Genomic DNA, 17,893 nt, shown 5'->3' on the forward strand with positions numbered 1-17,893 from the left:
TATACATTATGTAGACAACAAACATTTAATTATTTGAATATCAGATTTTTAAATATTAACATCTATAAAACTTCCGTGAACAACGATACTTAGGTGTTTTACTTTTCTAGCTGTACCAAATAGGAGAAAATTTCTTGTTCTGGAGCTAGTTGTAGCTTTTTTCGAAGTCGATATCTTGCCGTTCTTGCACTATCTGGAGAGATCCCCAAAATACCGGCCATTTCTTTTACATTAAGATTTAACCGAATTAAAGAACATATTTTTAGATCGTTGGTGCTTAGGTCTGGATGTTTTGATTTTAATGAAACATAGAAACCTTGATGGGCATCTTCAAAAAATCGACTAAAATCTTCCCAGTCCTTATCAATACTTATATTCTTTCGAACGATCTTATTTAGATCAGCAATTAATTTTGTTTTTTCTATTGAAGGAGATTTTTTAATTTTCTGTATAGTTTGCTGAATATTTTGTACAATTTCGTTTTTCTTAATAAAGTTTAAAGTATAGGTACTCAACTCTTTATTTTTAAACTCTAATTGTTGTTTTAATTCTTTTTGTTTTAGCTCTGAGTTTTCCAACTCCTTTTTTAATAGTTCTTTCTTGTTTACGGCTAATTGGCTACTCTTTTTTGCACGTTGTACAGAAATGATATAAATAAAACAACCACTAATAGTTATGATAATTACACTAAGCACCAAAATAAGCTGGATAATATCATCTTTCTTCTCCTGTGCTTTAAAAGACACTAGTTCCTTATCTTTTTTTTCTAATTCATTCGCAAATTCTATATACGCTATCTGTTTAGATTTTTCTAAGTTGAAGAGCGAATCTCGTAGCACAATATACTTGTCATAGAAATAATAGGCTTCTTCGGGTTTAGACTGTAGCTTTTTAATCTCCTTTAATTCCTCATAAGCAAACAGTTCATATTTTTTAAGGTTGTTCTCTTTGGCTAACCTCAATCCCATACTAATTTCTTTTACTGCCTCATCTAATTTACCTGATAGTCTTAAGATTTTACCATGGAGAATTAGATTATTCGTTAGTCCATCTGTATCACTTACCTTACTGCCTAAATCTTTAGATCTATTAATATGGTAATACGCTTGTTCAATTTCATTTTTATAGAGATATAGAATTCCTAGTTTGTTATGAGCTTCCGCGATACCATAAGTAAAGTTGGTATCAGTATGCATTTTTAATGCATCGGTAAGATATTTTAAGGCTTCTTCATATTTTCGTTGCTCTACCAACATGGTTCCTATTTTGGTAAAGGTGGTCGCTATTCTTCCTTTTAATCCTAAAGCAGTAAACTCATTAATAGCTCGTTCATAATATTGTTGAGCCTTTTTGTATTCTTTAAGATCGGCATACACCATTCCAATATTAAGTGTAGAATTGGCTATACCTTCTTTATCTTGTATACTTTCATAGGCTTTATAAGCATTGTTTAGAAATAGTAAAGCTTGCGTAAGATTCCCTTGTGCCCAATAGGCTACTCCTACTACTCGATTAGCCCTTGCTATTCCTTTTGGATAGGATAATTTTTCTGCCAGTTTTAATGCTTCAGAACCAAAATTGATGGACTCATTAGCATCCATAATCCAATATTCATATCCTATGGTGTTGAGAAGGTTTACCTTTATGGTATCTTCATCTGTATAGGCCTCTGCTAAATTCCGAAGGCTATCAATCTTTTTCGATTTTTGTGTAGCAAAAGTGAGATTGATGCAGAGGAAAAAGCCTAGAACAATAAAAAAGCTTTGGTTTTTACCAATAACATCGTACTTGGGTATATAAGATAGTACCTCAAAGAATCTCATCAAAAATCAGGGTTACAGGAATAATTGGTTTACAGTAAAAAACAAAGCTACTTATCATTTTCTTAATCCTATCGCTAAGAATTGTTAAAACCTGTCCTTCTAAACAGATTTTGACAACATCTCACTAAATTCCTATTTAATTTATGAAAAACACATCTTTGGTTCTAAAATATCCTCCTCGTTTTACAATGAAACTCCGATCAATACTCCAGCGCCTACTCCAGCGATCCCAATTAATATTTTCTCAAAAACACTCTTTCTTCGTTGTCGTTTTGCCGCCTTTTCTACCAATTCTAAACTGATACTTGCTTTATCCAAACTATTAATCGTATACTCCAATGCTTTTTGCGTATGATCCAAAGTGTTTTGTGTTTTTTGATATACTAACAAATCTAAGCTATCAGTCTTCGCAAAGTTGAAACCTAATCGTCGCTCTAAATCCATATTTCTTCGCAAGGTTTGTGTATACTTTTCCACCAACTCTTTGGTCATTCTATCCTGATCAATCGTACTCTGATATACGTTCTTAATAGCCAAAAAAGATTTTTTATTCACTAAGAAAATATCAGCGGTTTCAAACCTATACAAACTATCTTTTTTAACGGTCAATGGTTCTCCAGAATGATCTGCATAAGCAGCCGGAATCTTGATAACCTGCAAAGAATCTGCCACCTGACTGTAAGCTTTTGGTATTACAAAAATGAAAATGAGTACGATTAATTTATTCATGATATATTAATTTTATAAGAAGCTTTTGTTATTGATTTAATCCGAATAATCCTTCTAATAGCACACGATCTTTTGTCAACTGATTATTCGTTTGCTGAATAGAATCTTTGATGTTTTGTAATTCATTCCAATCCTTTGCATTTTTCTTTTTAAAAGCAAATAATATAGAATCTCGCTGATGAATCAGTAAATCTTTTTGTGCTTTCATCTGCTTAAATTCTATCCTAGAATTTTTTAAAAGATCTTTTGTAATAGCAAGCGTATCTTTTGATATTTTCAACTCTTTATTTGCTTTCTCTAACTCTGAAGTAATTACTTTCCAATTTTCACTACTATTAAAAGTCATGTAACCAATAATGATCAAAAAGATCAATGCTACTATTTGAAGTACGGTACTAATATTTATGGATTTCATCTATCTCAAGTTTATTAACTTCCTTTTACAATTACAACTAAATTATCTAGCGCTAAGGCTTTTTTTAAACATCAACGGCGCCTTGTATTTACTCTTCAAAAGTATAAATACATTTTTGACGAATCTAGGACAAAAACGGATAATCTGTGTAAATTTCCGACGAAAAATAATGGTACAACGTAAAATCTTAAGAAGGCGAGTTCGATAGATGTAAGAAATCTAGAATTATGTGATTAACAAAGTGCTTTTGCACACATATCACAATACTGCTAAATGATATGATCTAGCTTTTTTGGGGTGGGTATTTTTTCTGTATAATAGTAAATATCAACTAAAAACAACATATCCGATGAACCATATAAGTGCATAGAAAATAACTAGTACTAATTCCAATCTATATTTATTTATCATTTTTTCCATATCGGTATACTATATATTTTTATTACTCTTTATAATACCATTTCTCATATGAAATAACCGTATAAAATTGTCTCTTTTGACTTGATGCTTCGTCACAAAATGTATCGATAGCTAAGGCTATCCATAAATTTTCTTCCTTGTCTAAATTCAAAATAGCTCAATTTCGTATTTCAGTAATTTCATATAAGAACTGGTAAAGAAGGTTATTAAAAAGATCCTGTGAAGGAATACGCAGGACCTTTTCTAAAAATTACTAACGAAAATTTATCTTATAAATTTTAGTGCCTCTTATTTCTTTATTAATTGTTTGATAATACTTACTCCTACACCTTGAATACGAACAAAATAAGACCCACTTTCTAAATTCGAAACATTCATTTCTATGTCATCATTTGATTCATTTTTAGAAGATGTTAGTATCAATCTACCATTGATATCATATATCTCTATTTTGTTTAGCTTAGTTTTATTTGAGTTCGTAATATGTAGTATATCAATTACCGGGTTTGGATATATGGATACTCCAGCAAAAAGTTCGAATTCATCTGTACTCAGTGTTGGATCTACAGTAAGCTCAAAACTACAGCAAATCTCTGTTCCACTTTCATCTGCTGCACAAAGTGTAACGGTTGTAGTACCACTTGACAATAGTGCTCCTGGGGCAGGATTCTGTGTAAAAGTGACCAACGGATTAGCGCAAGTTCCTATTGCAATTGCTTCTCCAAGAGCAAAGTAATCTGGTAGTTGATAGGTGTCATTTCCTTCATCTGATGCTACAGTCTGATCAGCAGGACAACTAATTTGTGGTTCTGAAGGATTTTCTACCGTTACAATAGCAGTACAACTATCTGTATTACCATTATTATCTACTACCGTTAATGTTACTGTATTATCGCCTATCGATCCACAATCAAAAGTAGTCACATCTATACTCATCTCGGCAATACCACAATTATCTGATGATCCGCCATCAATATCTGCTGCAGTAATACTTACCTGACCATCTTCATCTAATTGAACAGTTATATCCTGGCATACAGCAGTAGGAGCTGTAGTTTCATTTACATTTACGGTAAAAGAACAGCTTGTTCTATTTCCAAATTCATCAGCAACCTCAAAAGTATTCACAGTTTCTCCCGCGGGGAACTCACTTCCACTAGCTAATCCTGCAGTTTGCGTAATTGTTCCAGTTGCGGTGGTGATGTTATCTATAAAGCTAGTTGCTATAAGCTGCATGGTAGCATCATCTACCAATCCACTATCTATGCTAGCAAACAATAAATAATACAATCGATTGGTATTTATAAGACCTGTTACCTGATGCTGATCATCATCGGTATCATCCGCAAAATTCTGAGAAGCCTCTACATTTTCTGGGATAATAATCAAATGGTTAACAGAAGGGTCACTAGAACTGCCATCTAACTCTTCTCTTACTCGTTTTACAAATATGTTATAGTTGATCGTGTTTACGGTAATAGTTGCTGTAAATCCATCTGCTAAGCCATCTCCATCTGCTCCTAACTCACCCGTAATATCAAAATCAGTAACACCATCTAAATCGGCTGCTAATAACCATAAATTTTCTACTTTTCTGGTAAAGTACGCACCATCTGTACCAAAGTCAGCAAGAGGTACAACCTCATTATCTGAATAGGTAATCGTTCCTGTAGAAAGATCTGTACTGATAAAGTTTCCATCATCGTACATATCATCTCCTCCATCATCAATAGATGACGCATTAAGTCCCTCGTCTAACTGGAAATCAAATGGATTTGGAATTAGTGATGAAACCAAAGAGTTTTTTCGATTAAAAAGTAACAAAATATCATCTAAGGTATTATCAAATACAGCAAAGTTATCGCTGGCACTTGGAAGATCGAAATTTACTACCGTACTACAACTAGTTACATCTAAATCAATAACAATATCATCTACACAAGTAACTACTGGCGCCTCTATATCATTTACCGTAATACGTTGTTCACAGCTTACACTATTTCCTTGATTATCTTCTATTGTCCAATTTACTACAGTGGTTCCTACAGGATATACACCTGAAGCATCTGACGTATTGGTATAATCATTTACGATTGAAACGTTACCAAACTGTGGTAATCGCAATCTAAAAAAGTTATTGTCTATACTTCCACATTGATTATCGTCCACATCAATATTTTCCAACAATGTAAATGTAATAGCATCTCCGAAAGTGTTGATCCATGTATTCCATGTTTCCTGTTCTACAACTACGAATTGCTTTACAATAGAACAACCGCTATTATTTTCTTCCAGCAATATTTGATCATCTGGCCCCGTTAATACAAACTTCTCATTGTCAATACCATCATGATCTCCATTAAACGTTATTTCTAAAGTAACATCGGCATTAGTTGTGCTGAGGCCAGATAAAATAGTCGGAGTATCGATAAGATCCCCTACATCATTGAAACGATAGGATACATTAAAAGTATCTGGTATTACTTGGTCTCCACAATTATCTCCAAAAGCTGGTGTAGCTACTGTAATTGATGCTTCATTGGAGTTAAGATCAGTCGCAACTGAGATGTCCGGTACACAAGTAATAGTGGGTGCTGTATCATCTGCAATAGTAACATCAAAAGAACAGCTTGCGATATTACCACTATTATCTTTTGCAAAAAATGTATTGGTCGTAGATTCAGCTAAGAAAAAATTACCAGATTCTTCTCCACTAATCAAAATAGGACCTGTACTATAATCATGAAATTCTATAATAAATCTTATGGATGCAGTTCCTCGGATATCATTCCAAAGACCAGAAGACGTTATCATCCCTACAAAATCTTCATTCCCCACATTATTCGGCTCACCAGAGTTAAAATTTCTAAAAGTAGCAGGTTGACCACTCTGCCATATAAAGGTTTCTTCTTCAACTTGATCATTCAATCCAATTAAAACGCCATTAATCGAATTATCAGTTAAAAATGTTTGTATAAACTCATTTTCTTCTATGTTATTGATGGTAATGATATCTAACTTTTCTTCTTGCGCTTTTTGGAAAGCTTCTGAAGCGGTCATTTCTTGATCTGATATAAAATACGTACTCGCTCCAAAATTTCCTAACGAAGTAAACCCATCCAAAGTAGTAGGAACTTCAGCAAAATTGCAATCTGAAATTGCTACTTCATAGGTTACTATGTCTGGACAATCCAGTGTTATATTTTCTGGACAGGCAATAACTGGAGCAGTGATATCTTCCACTGTAACCATAGCTGTACAAGTCGATGAATTTCCACGGGTATTCGTTACTGTTAGCGTTACTTCATTGACTCCTATATTAGAACAATCAAAACTACTAGGCGTAACAGAAAAAGCAGCAATACCCTCGGTATCGCTAGAACCCGCATCCATCTGAGCAGTAGTTATTGAGACTGTTCCTCCTTCATCTAATTGTACGGTAATATCCTGGCATCGCACCACAGGAAAATCATTAGCTACAACCGTCACAATTGCTGTACAACTAGATGAATTTCCACTTTGATCAGTAACTGTTAGGGTTACCTCATTTTCTCCGATATCAGCAGTACCAAAGGTATCTTGACTAATATTCTTACTATCTATATTGCAATTATCTGAACTTTCCACTTCAATATCTTCAATTGATATAGATCCCTGGTCATTGCTATCCAATTGGATTGTAATATCTCTACAGGCAACAGATGGATTTAATATATCTTCTACCGTAACCGTAGCGATACAACTAGAAGAGTTTCCTATGGTATTAGTAATCGTTAAAGTTACTTCGTTTGCTCCTAGATTATTACAATCAAAACTATTTGGTTCTGCTGTAAAAGATTCGATCCCCACATTATCGGTGGATCCCCCATCAATATCGTTTCCTGCGATTGTAACCAGACCATCTTCATTTAAAGAAACAGTGATATCTTGGCAAACTGGGGTTTGTATAGGATTGGAAACAGATAGAAAACCAACCCAGTTTGCGTCTTGATAATCTGTTTCAGTACCTTCTGGTATTATTAAATCAATAACGCTTTTATCGCCAAAAGAGCCATTAGAAATTCTTGGCGGATTTACGATTTGTGAAACTATTTTTGTAAGTGAATTTCTGAAGAATGCCTCTACTCCAACGGTAGTCACACTTGCTGGTATAATAATGCTGGTAATTCCTCCATTATCTCTAAACGCACGAAACTCCAATGTTGTAAGCGTTTCAGGTAATACCACACTAGTTAGACCTCTATTCCTAAAAGCAGCTGTACCAATAGTCGTGATCGTATAAGTAGCGTTATCTCCGGGATCAGTAACAGTCTCCGGGATTATCAAATCACTAGGAAAACCAGAACCTCCTGTTACGCGGACGGTTTGGAGATCCACATCAATGATCTCAAAGGTTAAATTATCAGAGGTAAAGGTTTGCGAAAAACTTACTATATAAAATAGTAGGAAAAATGTAGTGTTTAGTAATTTAATTCTCATGTCTTACTTTTTTGTTTTACGTTTAATTCTAAATTTTACAGATTATAAACCCTAATTCATCGATTAGGGTTTATAATCTGTATATTTAAATGAAGGTCAAAACTAGATCTGTTCGAAAAAACTTGATATAACAAACCCGCAAAAGACTTGTAATATTCCGACATGTAAAATGATAGTTATATAAAGTATTTGATGGTAAGTCGTATAAACAGATTTACGAAAAACAGAAAGTCAATCAAATAGCCCGAAACGCTTTTTATAAATCATCCTATGATCTCTTGTATTCCAATCTCATGAGATATCATAGCTTCAGAATAAAAATCCTTACTCAGACTGTTTCTTTAAGCGTATCGCCACTACTCTTTTCCTCTACCTTGATTGTATATTTTTCTTTATACAAAATCATTAGGTTACAAAAGGAGATGATAAATCCAGCGGAAAACAAATAACATAAGAATAATAATACCATTAACTGTACTCTATTAGTCATAATGCTTTCTTTAGTCCATGCTTTCTCTGGATCTCCCAATAGGATCATCATCTGTTCATTTCGAGCTGGTAAAAATCCATGAGAAGCTTCGAACGCTTCAAAAGGATTGCTATTCTTAAATTCATTACCGATCACGATGTCTTTTTCTAAATATGGTAATGTTTTTGCTTCCCTGGTAAAATGATAGGCAGCATAGGTTCCTATTAAAATAACAATGAAATTAATGGATAATCGCATCCACGTTTGGATCATTTTATTTTTTAAAGAATATAAAATCAGAAAACCTGCTAGCGCCGTAGCGATGAAAACTCCAAATTTCATCAAAAACACGGTATTATCATCCGATGCATGCCAAGATGGTAATGGGATGATAAACGCTCCTGCTACTGAAGCTATCCAGGTACTTAGCAATGTAATTTCTTTCCAAACTTCTTTTAGTTTTGCTACTAACATGATATCTTATTTTGGGGTTTGTAATACCAATGTTTTCTCTTCCTCGCCACCATTACTCATAATCAGATGTAGTTCTGGCGCTCCTACTCGGCCATCTTTTTCTAACCAAAATAAATAATACCCAGGCACAAAATCCTGAACAGCATTTTGAGTAGGTTGGTTAAACCGAAATCTTTTAATATCCTGTCCCTGCTCAAAGGACAATTTTCCGAACACAAAAAATCCTTCTTCTTCATTTGAATTTACAATTACTTTAATTTTTGTCGTTGCATCATTTTTCGCAGTATTATTGATGGTCTGTAATTTGGCATCATAATCCTGATAGATAGCATTGATGATATATTCCTTATCAGGAATAGTTTCATAATTTCTGGCCAGATCACCCACAATTCTTTCTGTTTCTTTAAGCGTAGCTACATATTCTGGAGTCAATGCATACTTATCATTACAATTTTCTAATACCGGAAATAACTCTTTACTTTTTACTACTAATTTTTCAAAAGCCTCTTTCTCTTTTGGTTCACTAGAAGCTGTAATTTTTTCTTGTAGGCTTGTCAGGTTTCGTTGGGTGTTTGACAATACTGCCGTAAGGTCTTTGTTTTTGGGTCCGTAACTGGCACAGCCCGACAGCATCACTGTTATTAGCAACAGTATAACTTGTGTTTGAATTTGTCTCATTTTAAGGGAATTTTAATGAATCTAAGGGATTATTTTGATTCAAAATTACAGGGAATTACCCCTTGTTCTATATCACAAAAACGGCAAATTGAAGTAATTTTCCGACTTTTGACAATAAATATCTATCCAAATTATTTTTCATTTTCTTTGCTTGCCCAAAGAAAACGAAACAAAAGAAAAGGCACTTTTTCAAGGTGTTTTTTAGTAATACTAAAAACCAGGTTTATTTTCCTAAAATTCTTCCAAGGCTTCAGGATTTTTAAACGTAAAACAAATCTTACACTGGTGAAAAAGACTTTCAAAGCTCTGCTTTGGAACGTTGTATTAATTGAATATCGTAATTAGATTAATTGTCTTGTATTTAAACTTATTTCTAGCAAAAACAATAAACTATAATTGATTAATTAATTGATCCCAATCAAAAGCAGGACCTATATCCCATTTACCCGAAGATCTATAATTTACATGAGAGGTAATTCCTCGGAAATTCACTAACTCTTCTTCTGCCACTATACCATATCGCTTATCTTCTGGTAAAAATGATGCAGGAATGTTATACTCTGCCGTTAAATATTTAAGTAACAAAGCCAAGCTTTTATATTGTTTAGCCGTGTGTGTCGCAAAGTATTGTTCTCCTCTAAACGGAATATCTAATTGGGTATAAAACTGTGTGTCACTGATATGACAATACACATCATTATCATTATATACAGTCACTAAATTGTCTCCGATTCTTTTCAAAAATCCAATGTTAGACATTTCTATGGCAATGGTTCTTCTACCTCCGTTTGTATTTCCACCTACTGCTCTAGAGCCTAAATGATAAGCCCAAAAAGCCGAAGACCACATATTAAGAATCGTTCCATTTCTGGCTATAATAAATGGTACAGATACTCTATGATTGGGTCTAGACAAGGCGGCTACATCTCCTTTTAGATAACCAGCAGTATAATGTAGTACAATCTGATTTTTGGTATGTTTTTCTTTTACATAAAAAGAAGTGTCTCCATTTTTTGTACGACATTGTACATATGGCATCTTCTCATGACTTCCTTTAATAGAAACGGAACTTGGTGTTAAAATAAATTCCTTACCGGCAGTATCTCTTCCGGTATCAAAAAAACTTTTCTCATGCTTGGCAATACTGGTAGCTTTCATACCTCATCGAATTTATAATTATTAATACCTCAAAATTACTGGCAGTTCTATACAATCACTATTACAAAAACGGTAAATAGAGGGAAAATTGCGACAGATTCTGTATGAACTTGTATAAGCTTAGAAACATTCGGACTAACCCTAGCTATTAAGTAAGGAAATAGGAAGTCCCTCAGGTCATGGAGCTTTTCGAAATGATAGAGGGATTTAGCGAGATGTTTTTGCAAATCAAAAAAGTTCTTACAACGTCCTAATGCTTCTCCAAACTTTTTTCTTGACTAAAAGTCTTCATCATTTTTTCGACATCCAGATGGATTCTTCCTTTTACCAGCCATGCAACAGCAAATGCATATACTGCTACCCACTCGATCCAAAAGGTATACGCAGGAATAATAGTATCGAAATTAATTCCTAATATGGCTTCTAGTGCAAAAATAGCAACCAACGCTCCTACAGATGCCCAAACGATAATACCACATCGTTTAAACAGTCGATTTCTGGATGCTGACGCATTGTGATTTAAGACAAATTTGAAAAAACTCATATAACCCAACAAAATGAAGAATAAGGCTGCACTCAACAAATGGATTGCCCCTAGGAATCCATTAGACTCGTGCCCAAACAGATATGGAGATCCTGTGAAAAACAATTGCCCCAAAGGGTTTTCTGATTTCGTAGGTATCAATACAGTAATTAAAATACAAATACCTGCTGCCGTAGTAACAAACCGATCGCTTAGTAGTTCTCCTTCTTTTTTGGGATAGCCTTTATAATTGATTAAGTTCAAGCCAAAAGCGGATAAGATTAATATAAAAAATACACTTCCAGCGGTATAATAATAATGACTCATACTAGAGATCAAATCCTGATGCGCTGCCAGCAGTAATAATGGCAATGCCAATCCTAAAATTCCTATTGTTTTTCTTAGTGAATAGAGTGATGTTTTATGTTCCATGATATACTGATTTATGTTTTCCCAAAAGTAGTATCACAAGACAGCTAACGGCTATCACAAAACCGGTAAAGAGAGGGAATTTTGCTATTCAAAGTTTACAACTTCGCAGAGCAAGGTTAACCTATCATTGTAGTAGCTAAGAAGTCAGGAGACTTTGCAGAGCGGGGTGTTTTTATGTTCTACACTACTCTAGATTCTAGTTTGTGTTGCATCATTGATTGCTCCTATTGTCTGTCATAGCAGACTTACTTCCTACTATCGATTCTTTTGGCTCACTTTTTGGTCGCCGATGTTGTAATTCTTTAGTGTTATTCAATAGTGCTACATGTATTAAAAAAGAATATGAACCCTACTTATAGAATTTCTCTCCATTATTCTGTTCGGGCTCTATCAAATTTTATTTTTAATTCTATTAAACGTTCTTTAATAACCCTTTTTCTACTCTCCATACCAATTGTCCATAGGGATGAACCGGTGAATCTTCTTAATACATTCCATAATCCAAATTCTTTACTAATTGTGGAATCAACATAATTTCCTGAATTTGAATCATATTCTTTACCTTGTTTAACACCTTCCCAATCACTTGCAGCTCTTCGCTCTTCTTCTGAGAAATAGTTGGTATATTGTTTATCTTTTACTAAACAGTAATGCTTAAATAGATTGTAGGCCCGGTGCACATATTTGCCCATTCGTATCAGATCATCCATACCTTCCGCTTTATTTAAACTATGAAAGGCAAAACCGATCTGCTCTGTAAATCCGTGATAATATTCAGCTGGGGTGAGTTTTAATTTTAAGAATTTAGTAGACCTGTCATTCTTGTACATATTATCCAGTATCTGTTTATTAACAACCACTCCGATAACTGCTCCCTGAGTATAATAAGCTTCATTGGCATAGGCGAGTGCTTTGGACTTCGCAGCTTTGAGCTCCATATAATATCGATCCGTTTTAAATTGCACATAGGTATCTTTAGGGTAATTTTCTAGTTTGCTTTTCCAATATTCAAATCTCAGCCTAGCTATGCTGACTTCATCTTCCAAAACCTTTTCATACTCCCTGTTCTCCGGTTCAATTTTACCTAAATCCGCTGGTAAATTGGTAGTATTATTGGCCGCTGGATTTAGCCGTTGGTTTCTTTCTGTGTATCTTCTTTCAACCTCTAACAAAGTTTGCTGCGGTACTACTTCTGGGTTTTGATTGGTAGTATCTTCTAATTGATCTTTATAATATTTCCAATCAGCATCGGTCATATTGACACGCATCATAAATAAAGAAGCAATTTCCTGTTCTTTTTCATCTTCTTTTTGTACCCTAGCATTTTTTATTTGATGTGTTCTCCAGTTATCAGAGTCATAATATTTTTCGTCATTGGTTTTAGTTAATTCTCCGTTTCCTTTTAATGCAAATACTTTTTTAGGCACAAAATCCTGAGCATAAAAATTCACATCATAAACTACCCCAGATTCTCTACCATTGCCGTATCTATTTTTAAACTCTTGATTCAACCAGTATACTGCATATTCACTACCATCACCACTTAGATTTACATCGATGTCCGAAGTGGGATTTGTACTTCCAGGAACATTCCCTATTAAAGGTCGAATTGGTTCATTAATCAAAATCTTTTTCATAATTCCATTATGGAAAAACGCAGATTCTCCTGTAGTCTTCATAAATTCCTTTCTTTCGTTTTCTTCATGTTGTTTCACAGGTTCCACCGCATCTTCTAGTAATCGCTCGGTTATCTCTTTTCGGTAAATTAATAATGAATTCATACCATAAACTTCAGGGCCATATTCATTTGCTCCAAATGTTGTATTAGGGGACTCTGAATTAAATTCTAAGATATTTTTCTCATACTGATCGAGCACTACAAACCAGTTATTCTCCGCATTATCATTCACATAATTTACAGGGTCTGAAACAGCTTCTAAATTTTTCAAACTATTGTCCACCGCACGTCTTTGGACTACAGGTTTATCTGATGACAATGGTATCGCCCCCTCCGTTGTATTCATTTCTTTTCGCTGCACCATTCTAGTATCATAAAGCATCCGATCCACTTTTTTCTCTCGGGTAGTATCTATTTTATGACCATTTATCAAGGCATCTCCTTTTGGCATACCATGCAGCGTATTATCAATCGCATGCGCCACCTCGTGTTTGATGTTATACTCGGTATCCATACCAGGTGCGAAATGAATGTTTTTACCCTCTATCGTAGCCTCTGCATTCACTCTTGCCGGAAAAGATGAGTTATGAGTAGCTTTTAAGGTTGAGGTATCTACTCCATAGCGTTGCCCCATTTGTGAGGCTATTTGCTGAAACTTGGCAGAACCTTGTGGCTTGGTTAGGATGGTTTCCTCTGAGCCTTGTATAGCTGATTTTAGCTTACGTTGAACTACCGTATTAAAACGGTTATCGGCAATGGTAGCTTTACCACCTATGCTGAACTTTTGCTCAACGGGTTGTACCGTTTCTAAAGTATTTTCTTGTAGTATTTTCATTGTATTTAATTCATTTTTGCTTGATTCTACAGGCAAATAAAGTCGTAACACGGATCACAGATCCTCGTCATCGGGGTTCTTTTGTAAATTATCTATCTGACTTTTTATTTCATTCGCTTTCTGAATGCTACCTGTCTTTTTTGCAATCTGTAATAAATTTTTGAGACAAAAGAGAATGTCTTGACCATGCGTTTTTTGCATTTTTGAATATAACTCATAGTCTTTCATAGCATACTGCCAGGCAAGCTCTAAATTATTCTTTCTCATGGCCAAACCGGATAGCCCTCGTAATGCACAAGATAATATGCTTCTTAGACCTATTTGATTCTCTTTTATATCTTTTGGCGATAGATGAACTGCAATTTTACTATACCACTTTTCAGCATATTCCCAATCAAAATGATCATCTCCCATATCGCCTAATATTCTGGCTAATAGGAATACGTTTTCTTTATCCTGATTAATTATAGTATGACAACGGTCAAATAACAACGCAAACACCTCATCATAATAGTGTCTATCTTGCTCTTTGATGGTTTGTGCTAGTAATAGACCTAATGCTAATGTTTTTCTAACAAGTGTTTCTTTTTCTTGTTCACATAACCATCTCAGTACCTTAACTACCAGCGTTTTTCTTGGAGAAAAAAGCGTTCTTGACAATTTTTTGTGTATAATTTTTCCCGAAGTATCCTGTACAGCCCCTGCTTCTTCTAGTATCAAAATGCCTTCTTTTACAAATTGATTATTGGAGTGTCTATAAAATTTGTACATCGTATTTTGAGTTTTAGTTTACGCCTATAAATTAGTTTGTTCAGGGAGTTCTGAAGTAACCCATTCTGTATAGGGCACACCGTATGCTTGGGCCACAACCATCACCTCATGAAATCTATGCGTCCCAGAAACGTTCTTGTTAAGACGTTGATTAAAAAACGAAAAAAGTCCCCAAGCCATCGCTTCCTTTTCTGCTGTGGTTGCCCCTATGATACGTCCAAGTTCCATAACAAGTGCTGTAGTCGCAGATGGTCCTGCACTTAATGGTACTTGATGTTCTCGAGCTTCTTTTGTCCAATCTGCTTCTTCATTTGGATTCCAGTGATTGGTTCGCGCTTTATTTAGATGGGGTCCCATTTGTGGGCTCCATCCGGAGACCCGTTTTCTGATAAACATCGCATAATCTGCTGCGATGGCAACACTTTTATTCAGGCTTTTCGGAAGCTTGTTAATCGCCTCTTGTATAGTTGTTCCTTGGCTAAAAAGATACTGTATTTGCAATGTACCATAATAGGTTCTGTATCGTCCGCGAACATTGGTTGCTGCATTTTTTATCTTCTCATTGTCATTGTCGCTTATAATATCTTCATGCCATTCCTTCAATCGGGTCATAAATGCTGTTACGCCTTCATTGATATACTCACTTTGCTGTACCTCTCGAGAAAGTGCATTTTCTTGTGCTAAATTTTCAGCACTTTTCACTTCCCCTGCCAGGGCTCTGGCAAGTTCTCCATAACTTCCGTATAATCTGTTTTCAGATGTTCTTAAATATATATTTGATTTTGCAGGGGCCTTCATCCATTTCTTAAGTATGTTTTTAGCCTGAACCTTTTCATCAACTTCCAGATCTTGAATCGGTTGAAAGGTTTCTACAATCGGCCAAACGTCCTTAATTTTATCCAGTTTTTCTTGAGTTTCGGGTTTATTTTTTTCTCCGATCTTTATAACTCTTTGTACGATCTTTTTATCGCTTGCTATTCGTTGAACCGGATGATACGCACTTGTAAAAGTATCCCCTTGATGAGCATGGGTTGTCAAAACAGAAGAATTTTTCTGCTCATTTTGCATCCCAAGTGCTTTTTCTCCCATAACATCTGCCTCTCTCTCCAAGCTTGTATCATCATTAATAGGCACCCTACTTTTTAACTGTCTGGTAGGTTGTACTCTGCCCTGTTTTTGTTGTACAACATGCCAGGCTTCGTGAGGTAGGTGTTTTTCTTGTCTTGGTCCCAAGTGGATATGCGTTCCTTGGGCATAGGCGTGTGCTTGCAATTGGGCAGGTTTGCTAGAGTTGTAATGTACTTTGACATCATCCATACTGTAGCCGGATAGGTTTTCGATCCCTGATTTTAGATGATCGGGTAATCCTGTGTTGTTCTTTCGACTACGCTCAGGATACGTTTTTCGTTGAATGGGGTTCGTATTAAAACCTGTACTCTCCAAACGAGCTCTTAACTTACCTTGTATTACTGTAGCGGGTCTATTATCTACAATCACAGCGGCACCGCCAGTACTAGGCTCATGTACCAAGCGTTGTACTGTTTCTTGCTGTGACTCTTGCGTTTTATCAAGTGGTGTTTTCATGAGATCAATGTTACTTTTTGATAATTCATCATAGATTTTGGTAACTGTATTTATTGCTCGGCGAATACTGTAAATTTTTTCATAACATCCTGTATATCCTTATCAATTCTTCCTTTTACCAACCATGCAACTGCAAAAGCATATACAGCAACCCACTCTAACCAAAAAGTATACGCTGGGATAATATCATCGAAATTGATTCCTAGAATCGTCTCCAACACAAAAATAGCGACTAGCATGCCTATGGATCCCCAGACTATAATTCCGCATCTTTTAAACAATCGATTTCTAGACGCAGATGCATTATGATTTAATACAAATTTGGAAAAACTCATATACCCCAACAACATGAAAAATAAAGCTGCACTCAATAAGTGAATAGCTCCGAGAAAACCGTTAGATTCGTGCCCAAATAAATAAGGAGTGTCTGTAAAAAATAAACTCCCTAATGGGTTTTCGGATTTGGTTGGAACCAATACTGTAATCAAAATGCATATTCCCGCCACCGTGGTGATTAAACGATCGCTATAGGACTCTCCTTCTTGTTTGGGGTATCCTCTATAATTTATCAAAATCAAGCCAAAAGCGGATAATATTAAGATAAAGAAAACACCTCCAGCAGTATAATAATAATGACTCATACTAGAAAGTAATTGTTGATGTGATACTAATAAAAGCATGGGTAATGCTAATCCTAAAATTCCGATTGTTTTTCTGAGCGAATACATTGATTTTTTATCTTCCATAGTGTACTGATTTATGTCGTTTCAAAAATAGTATCATAAAACGCCTAGCGACTATCACAAAACCGGTAAATATGAGAAGAATTGCGACATTGGTTGTATCGAACTGTGTTAGATTTATTAAAAATGATCACAGTACCAACGCAACCTTACTTATGTAAAAGAGAGAGTAAAAAGCATCGTTTACTCCTCTTTTCTAGATCCGATTTAGCATAAATACCGCTATATATACATCAACGTTACCCTGTTTTGGATAGAACATGAGAAGTATCCCTTTACCTAAGCCCCTTCTCCCTATCTCTAAAATCAAAATATGAGTTATTTGATGTTTTTGCATGTTATTTTATTAGGTCTTACCCCTTCGGAAACTGTTTCGAAGCGTTAAAGAACTGTTTCTAAGGATTAAAATAACATTTTGAAGGAGTTTTTTTAAGGCTTTTAACCCCATACCAAATCCTTTTGAACCTTAAAAATACATCAAAAAAGGATCAAGTTAATCCAAAAAAGTACTTCTTTTTGGGGTAATACCCTTTAAGATGGTACTTCGAAGGATTAAAATGATGCTTAGAAGTATTGTTTTAATCCTTCGAAGTACTTTGGTGAGGGGTTTACCCTATGTTAAATGGGGTTAGTAACTTAAACTAACCACAACTTGCTCCACTTATTCCACTTATTCCACTTA

General features: G+C 35.0%; 13 protein-coding genes. All 13 read right to left on the reverse strand.

The window, feature by feature from the left end; genetic code table 11:
- Nucleotides 1–98: 98 nt before the first annotated feature.
- The 13 genes from ABD077_RS01445 to ABD077_RS01505 all read right to left on the reverse strand — a co-directional run bounded on the left by ABD077_RS01445 (nt 99) and on the right by ABD077_RS01505 (nt 17,214).
- A complete protein-coding gene (locus ABD077_RS01445) occupies nt 99–1,823 on the reverse strand; it encodes a tetratricopeptide repeat protein (protein ID WP_343909782.1) in 1,725 nt (574 codons plus the stop codon).
- 183 nt (nt 1,824–2,006) lie between these two features.
- The gene (locus ABD077_RS01450) at nt 2,007–2,552 is read right to left on the reverse strand and encodes a hypothetical protein (RefSeq protein ID WP_343909784.1); all 546 of its coding nucleotides are present in this window, start codon (nt 2,550–2,552) and stop codon (nt 2,007–2,009) included.
- A gap of 28 nt (nt 2,553–2,580) precedes the next feature.
- Nucleotides 2,581–2,967: a hypothetical protein gene (locus ABD077_RS01455; RefSeq protein WP_343909786.1), complete on the reverse strand. Its 387-nt coding sequence runs from the start codon at nt 2,965–2,967 to the stop codon at nt 2,581–2,583.
- 442 nt (nt 2,968–3,409) lie between these two features.
- On the reverse strand, nt 3,410–3,538 hold the full coding sequence (locus tag ABD077_RS01460) for a hypothetical protein (protein ID WP_343909788.1): 129 nt from the start codon (nt 3,536–3,538) through the stop codon (nt 3,410–3,412).
- Nucleotides 3,539–3,675: 137 nt separating this feature from the next.
- Entirely contained in the window at nt 3,676–7,866 is a 4,191-nt protein-coding gene (locus ABD077_RS01465) for an HYR domain-containing protein (RefSeq protein WP_343909790.1), read from the reverse strand.
- A 328-nt stretch (nt 7,867–8,194) separates the two neighbouring features.
- On the reverse strand, nt 8,195–8,809 hold the full coding sequence (locus tag ABD077_RS01470) for a hypothetical protein (protein WP_343909792.1): 615 nt from the start codon (nt 8,807–8,809) through the stop codon (nt 8,195–8,197).
- Between the two features lie 6 nt (nt 8,810–8,815).
- A complete protein-coding gene (locus ABD077_RS01475; RefSeq protein ID WP_343909794.1) occupies nt 8,816–9,487 on the reverse strand; it encodes a hypothetical protein in 672 nt (223 codons plus the stop codon).
- 390 nt (nt 9,488–9,877) lie between these two features.
- On the reverse strand, nt 9,878–10,645 hold the full coding sequence (locus ABD077_RS01480; RefSeq protein ID WP_343909796.1) for an N-acetylmuramoyl-L-alanine amidase: 768 nt from the start codon (nt 10,643–10,645) through the stop codon (nt 9,878–9,880).
- 250 nt (nt 10,646–10,895) lie between these two features.
- Nucleotides 10,896–11,600 (reverse strand): hypothetical protein, encoded by a 705-nt coding sequence (locus ABD077_RS01485; protein ID WP_343909798.1) that lies wholly within the window; start codon nt 11,598–11,600, stop codon nt 10,896–10,898.
- A gap of 371 nt (nt 11,601–11,971) precedes the next feature.
- The gene (locus ABD077_RS01490) at nt 11,972–14,113 is read right to left on the reverse strand and encodes a hypothetical protein (protein ID WP_343909800.1); all 2,142 of its coding nucleotides are present in this window, start codon (nt 14,111–14,113) and stop codon (nt 11,972–11,974) included.
- A 54-nt stretch (nt 14,114–14,167) separates the two neighbouring features.
- Nucleotides 14,168–14,884, reverse strand: coding sequence for a hypothetical protein (locus ABD077_RS01495; protein ID WP_343909802.1), 717 nt, complete (start codon nt 14,882–14,884; stop codon nt 14,168–14,170).
- 24 nt (nt 14,885–14,908) lie between these two features.
- Complete coding sequence (locus tag ABD077_RS01500; RefSeq protein WP_343909804.1) at nt 14,909–16,468, reverse strand: eCIS core domain-containing protein; 1,560 nt, start codon at nt 16,466–16,468, stop codon at nt 14,909–14,911.
- Between the two features lie 50 nt (nt 16,469–16,518).
- Nucleotides 16,519–17,214, reverse strand: a complete 696-nt coding sequence (locus ABD077_RS01505; RefSeq protein WP_343909806.1) for a hypothetical protein — start codon at nt 17,212–17,214, stop codon at nt 16,519–16,521.
- Nucleotides 17,215–17,893 lie beyond the last annotated feature (679 nt).

This window comes from Aquimarina litoralis (genome assembly GCF_039523995.1).
GTDB classification, from domain to species: domain Bacteria; phylum Bacteroidota; class Bacteroidia; order Flavobacteriales; family Flavobacteriaceae; genus Aquimarina; species Aquimarina litoralis.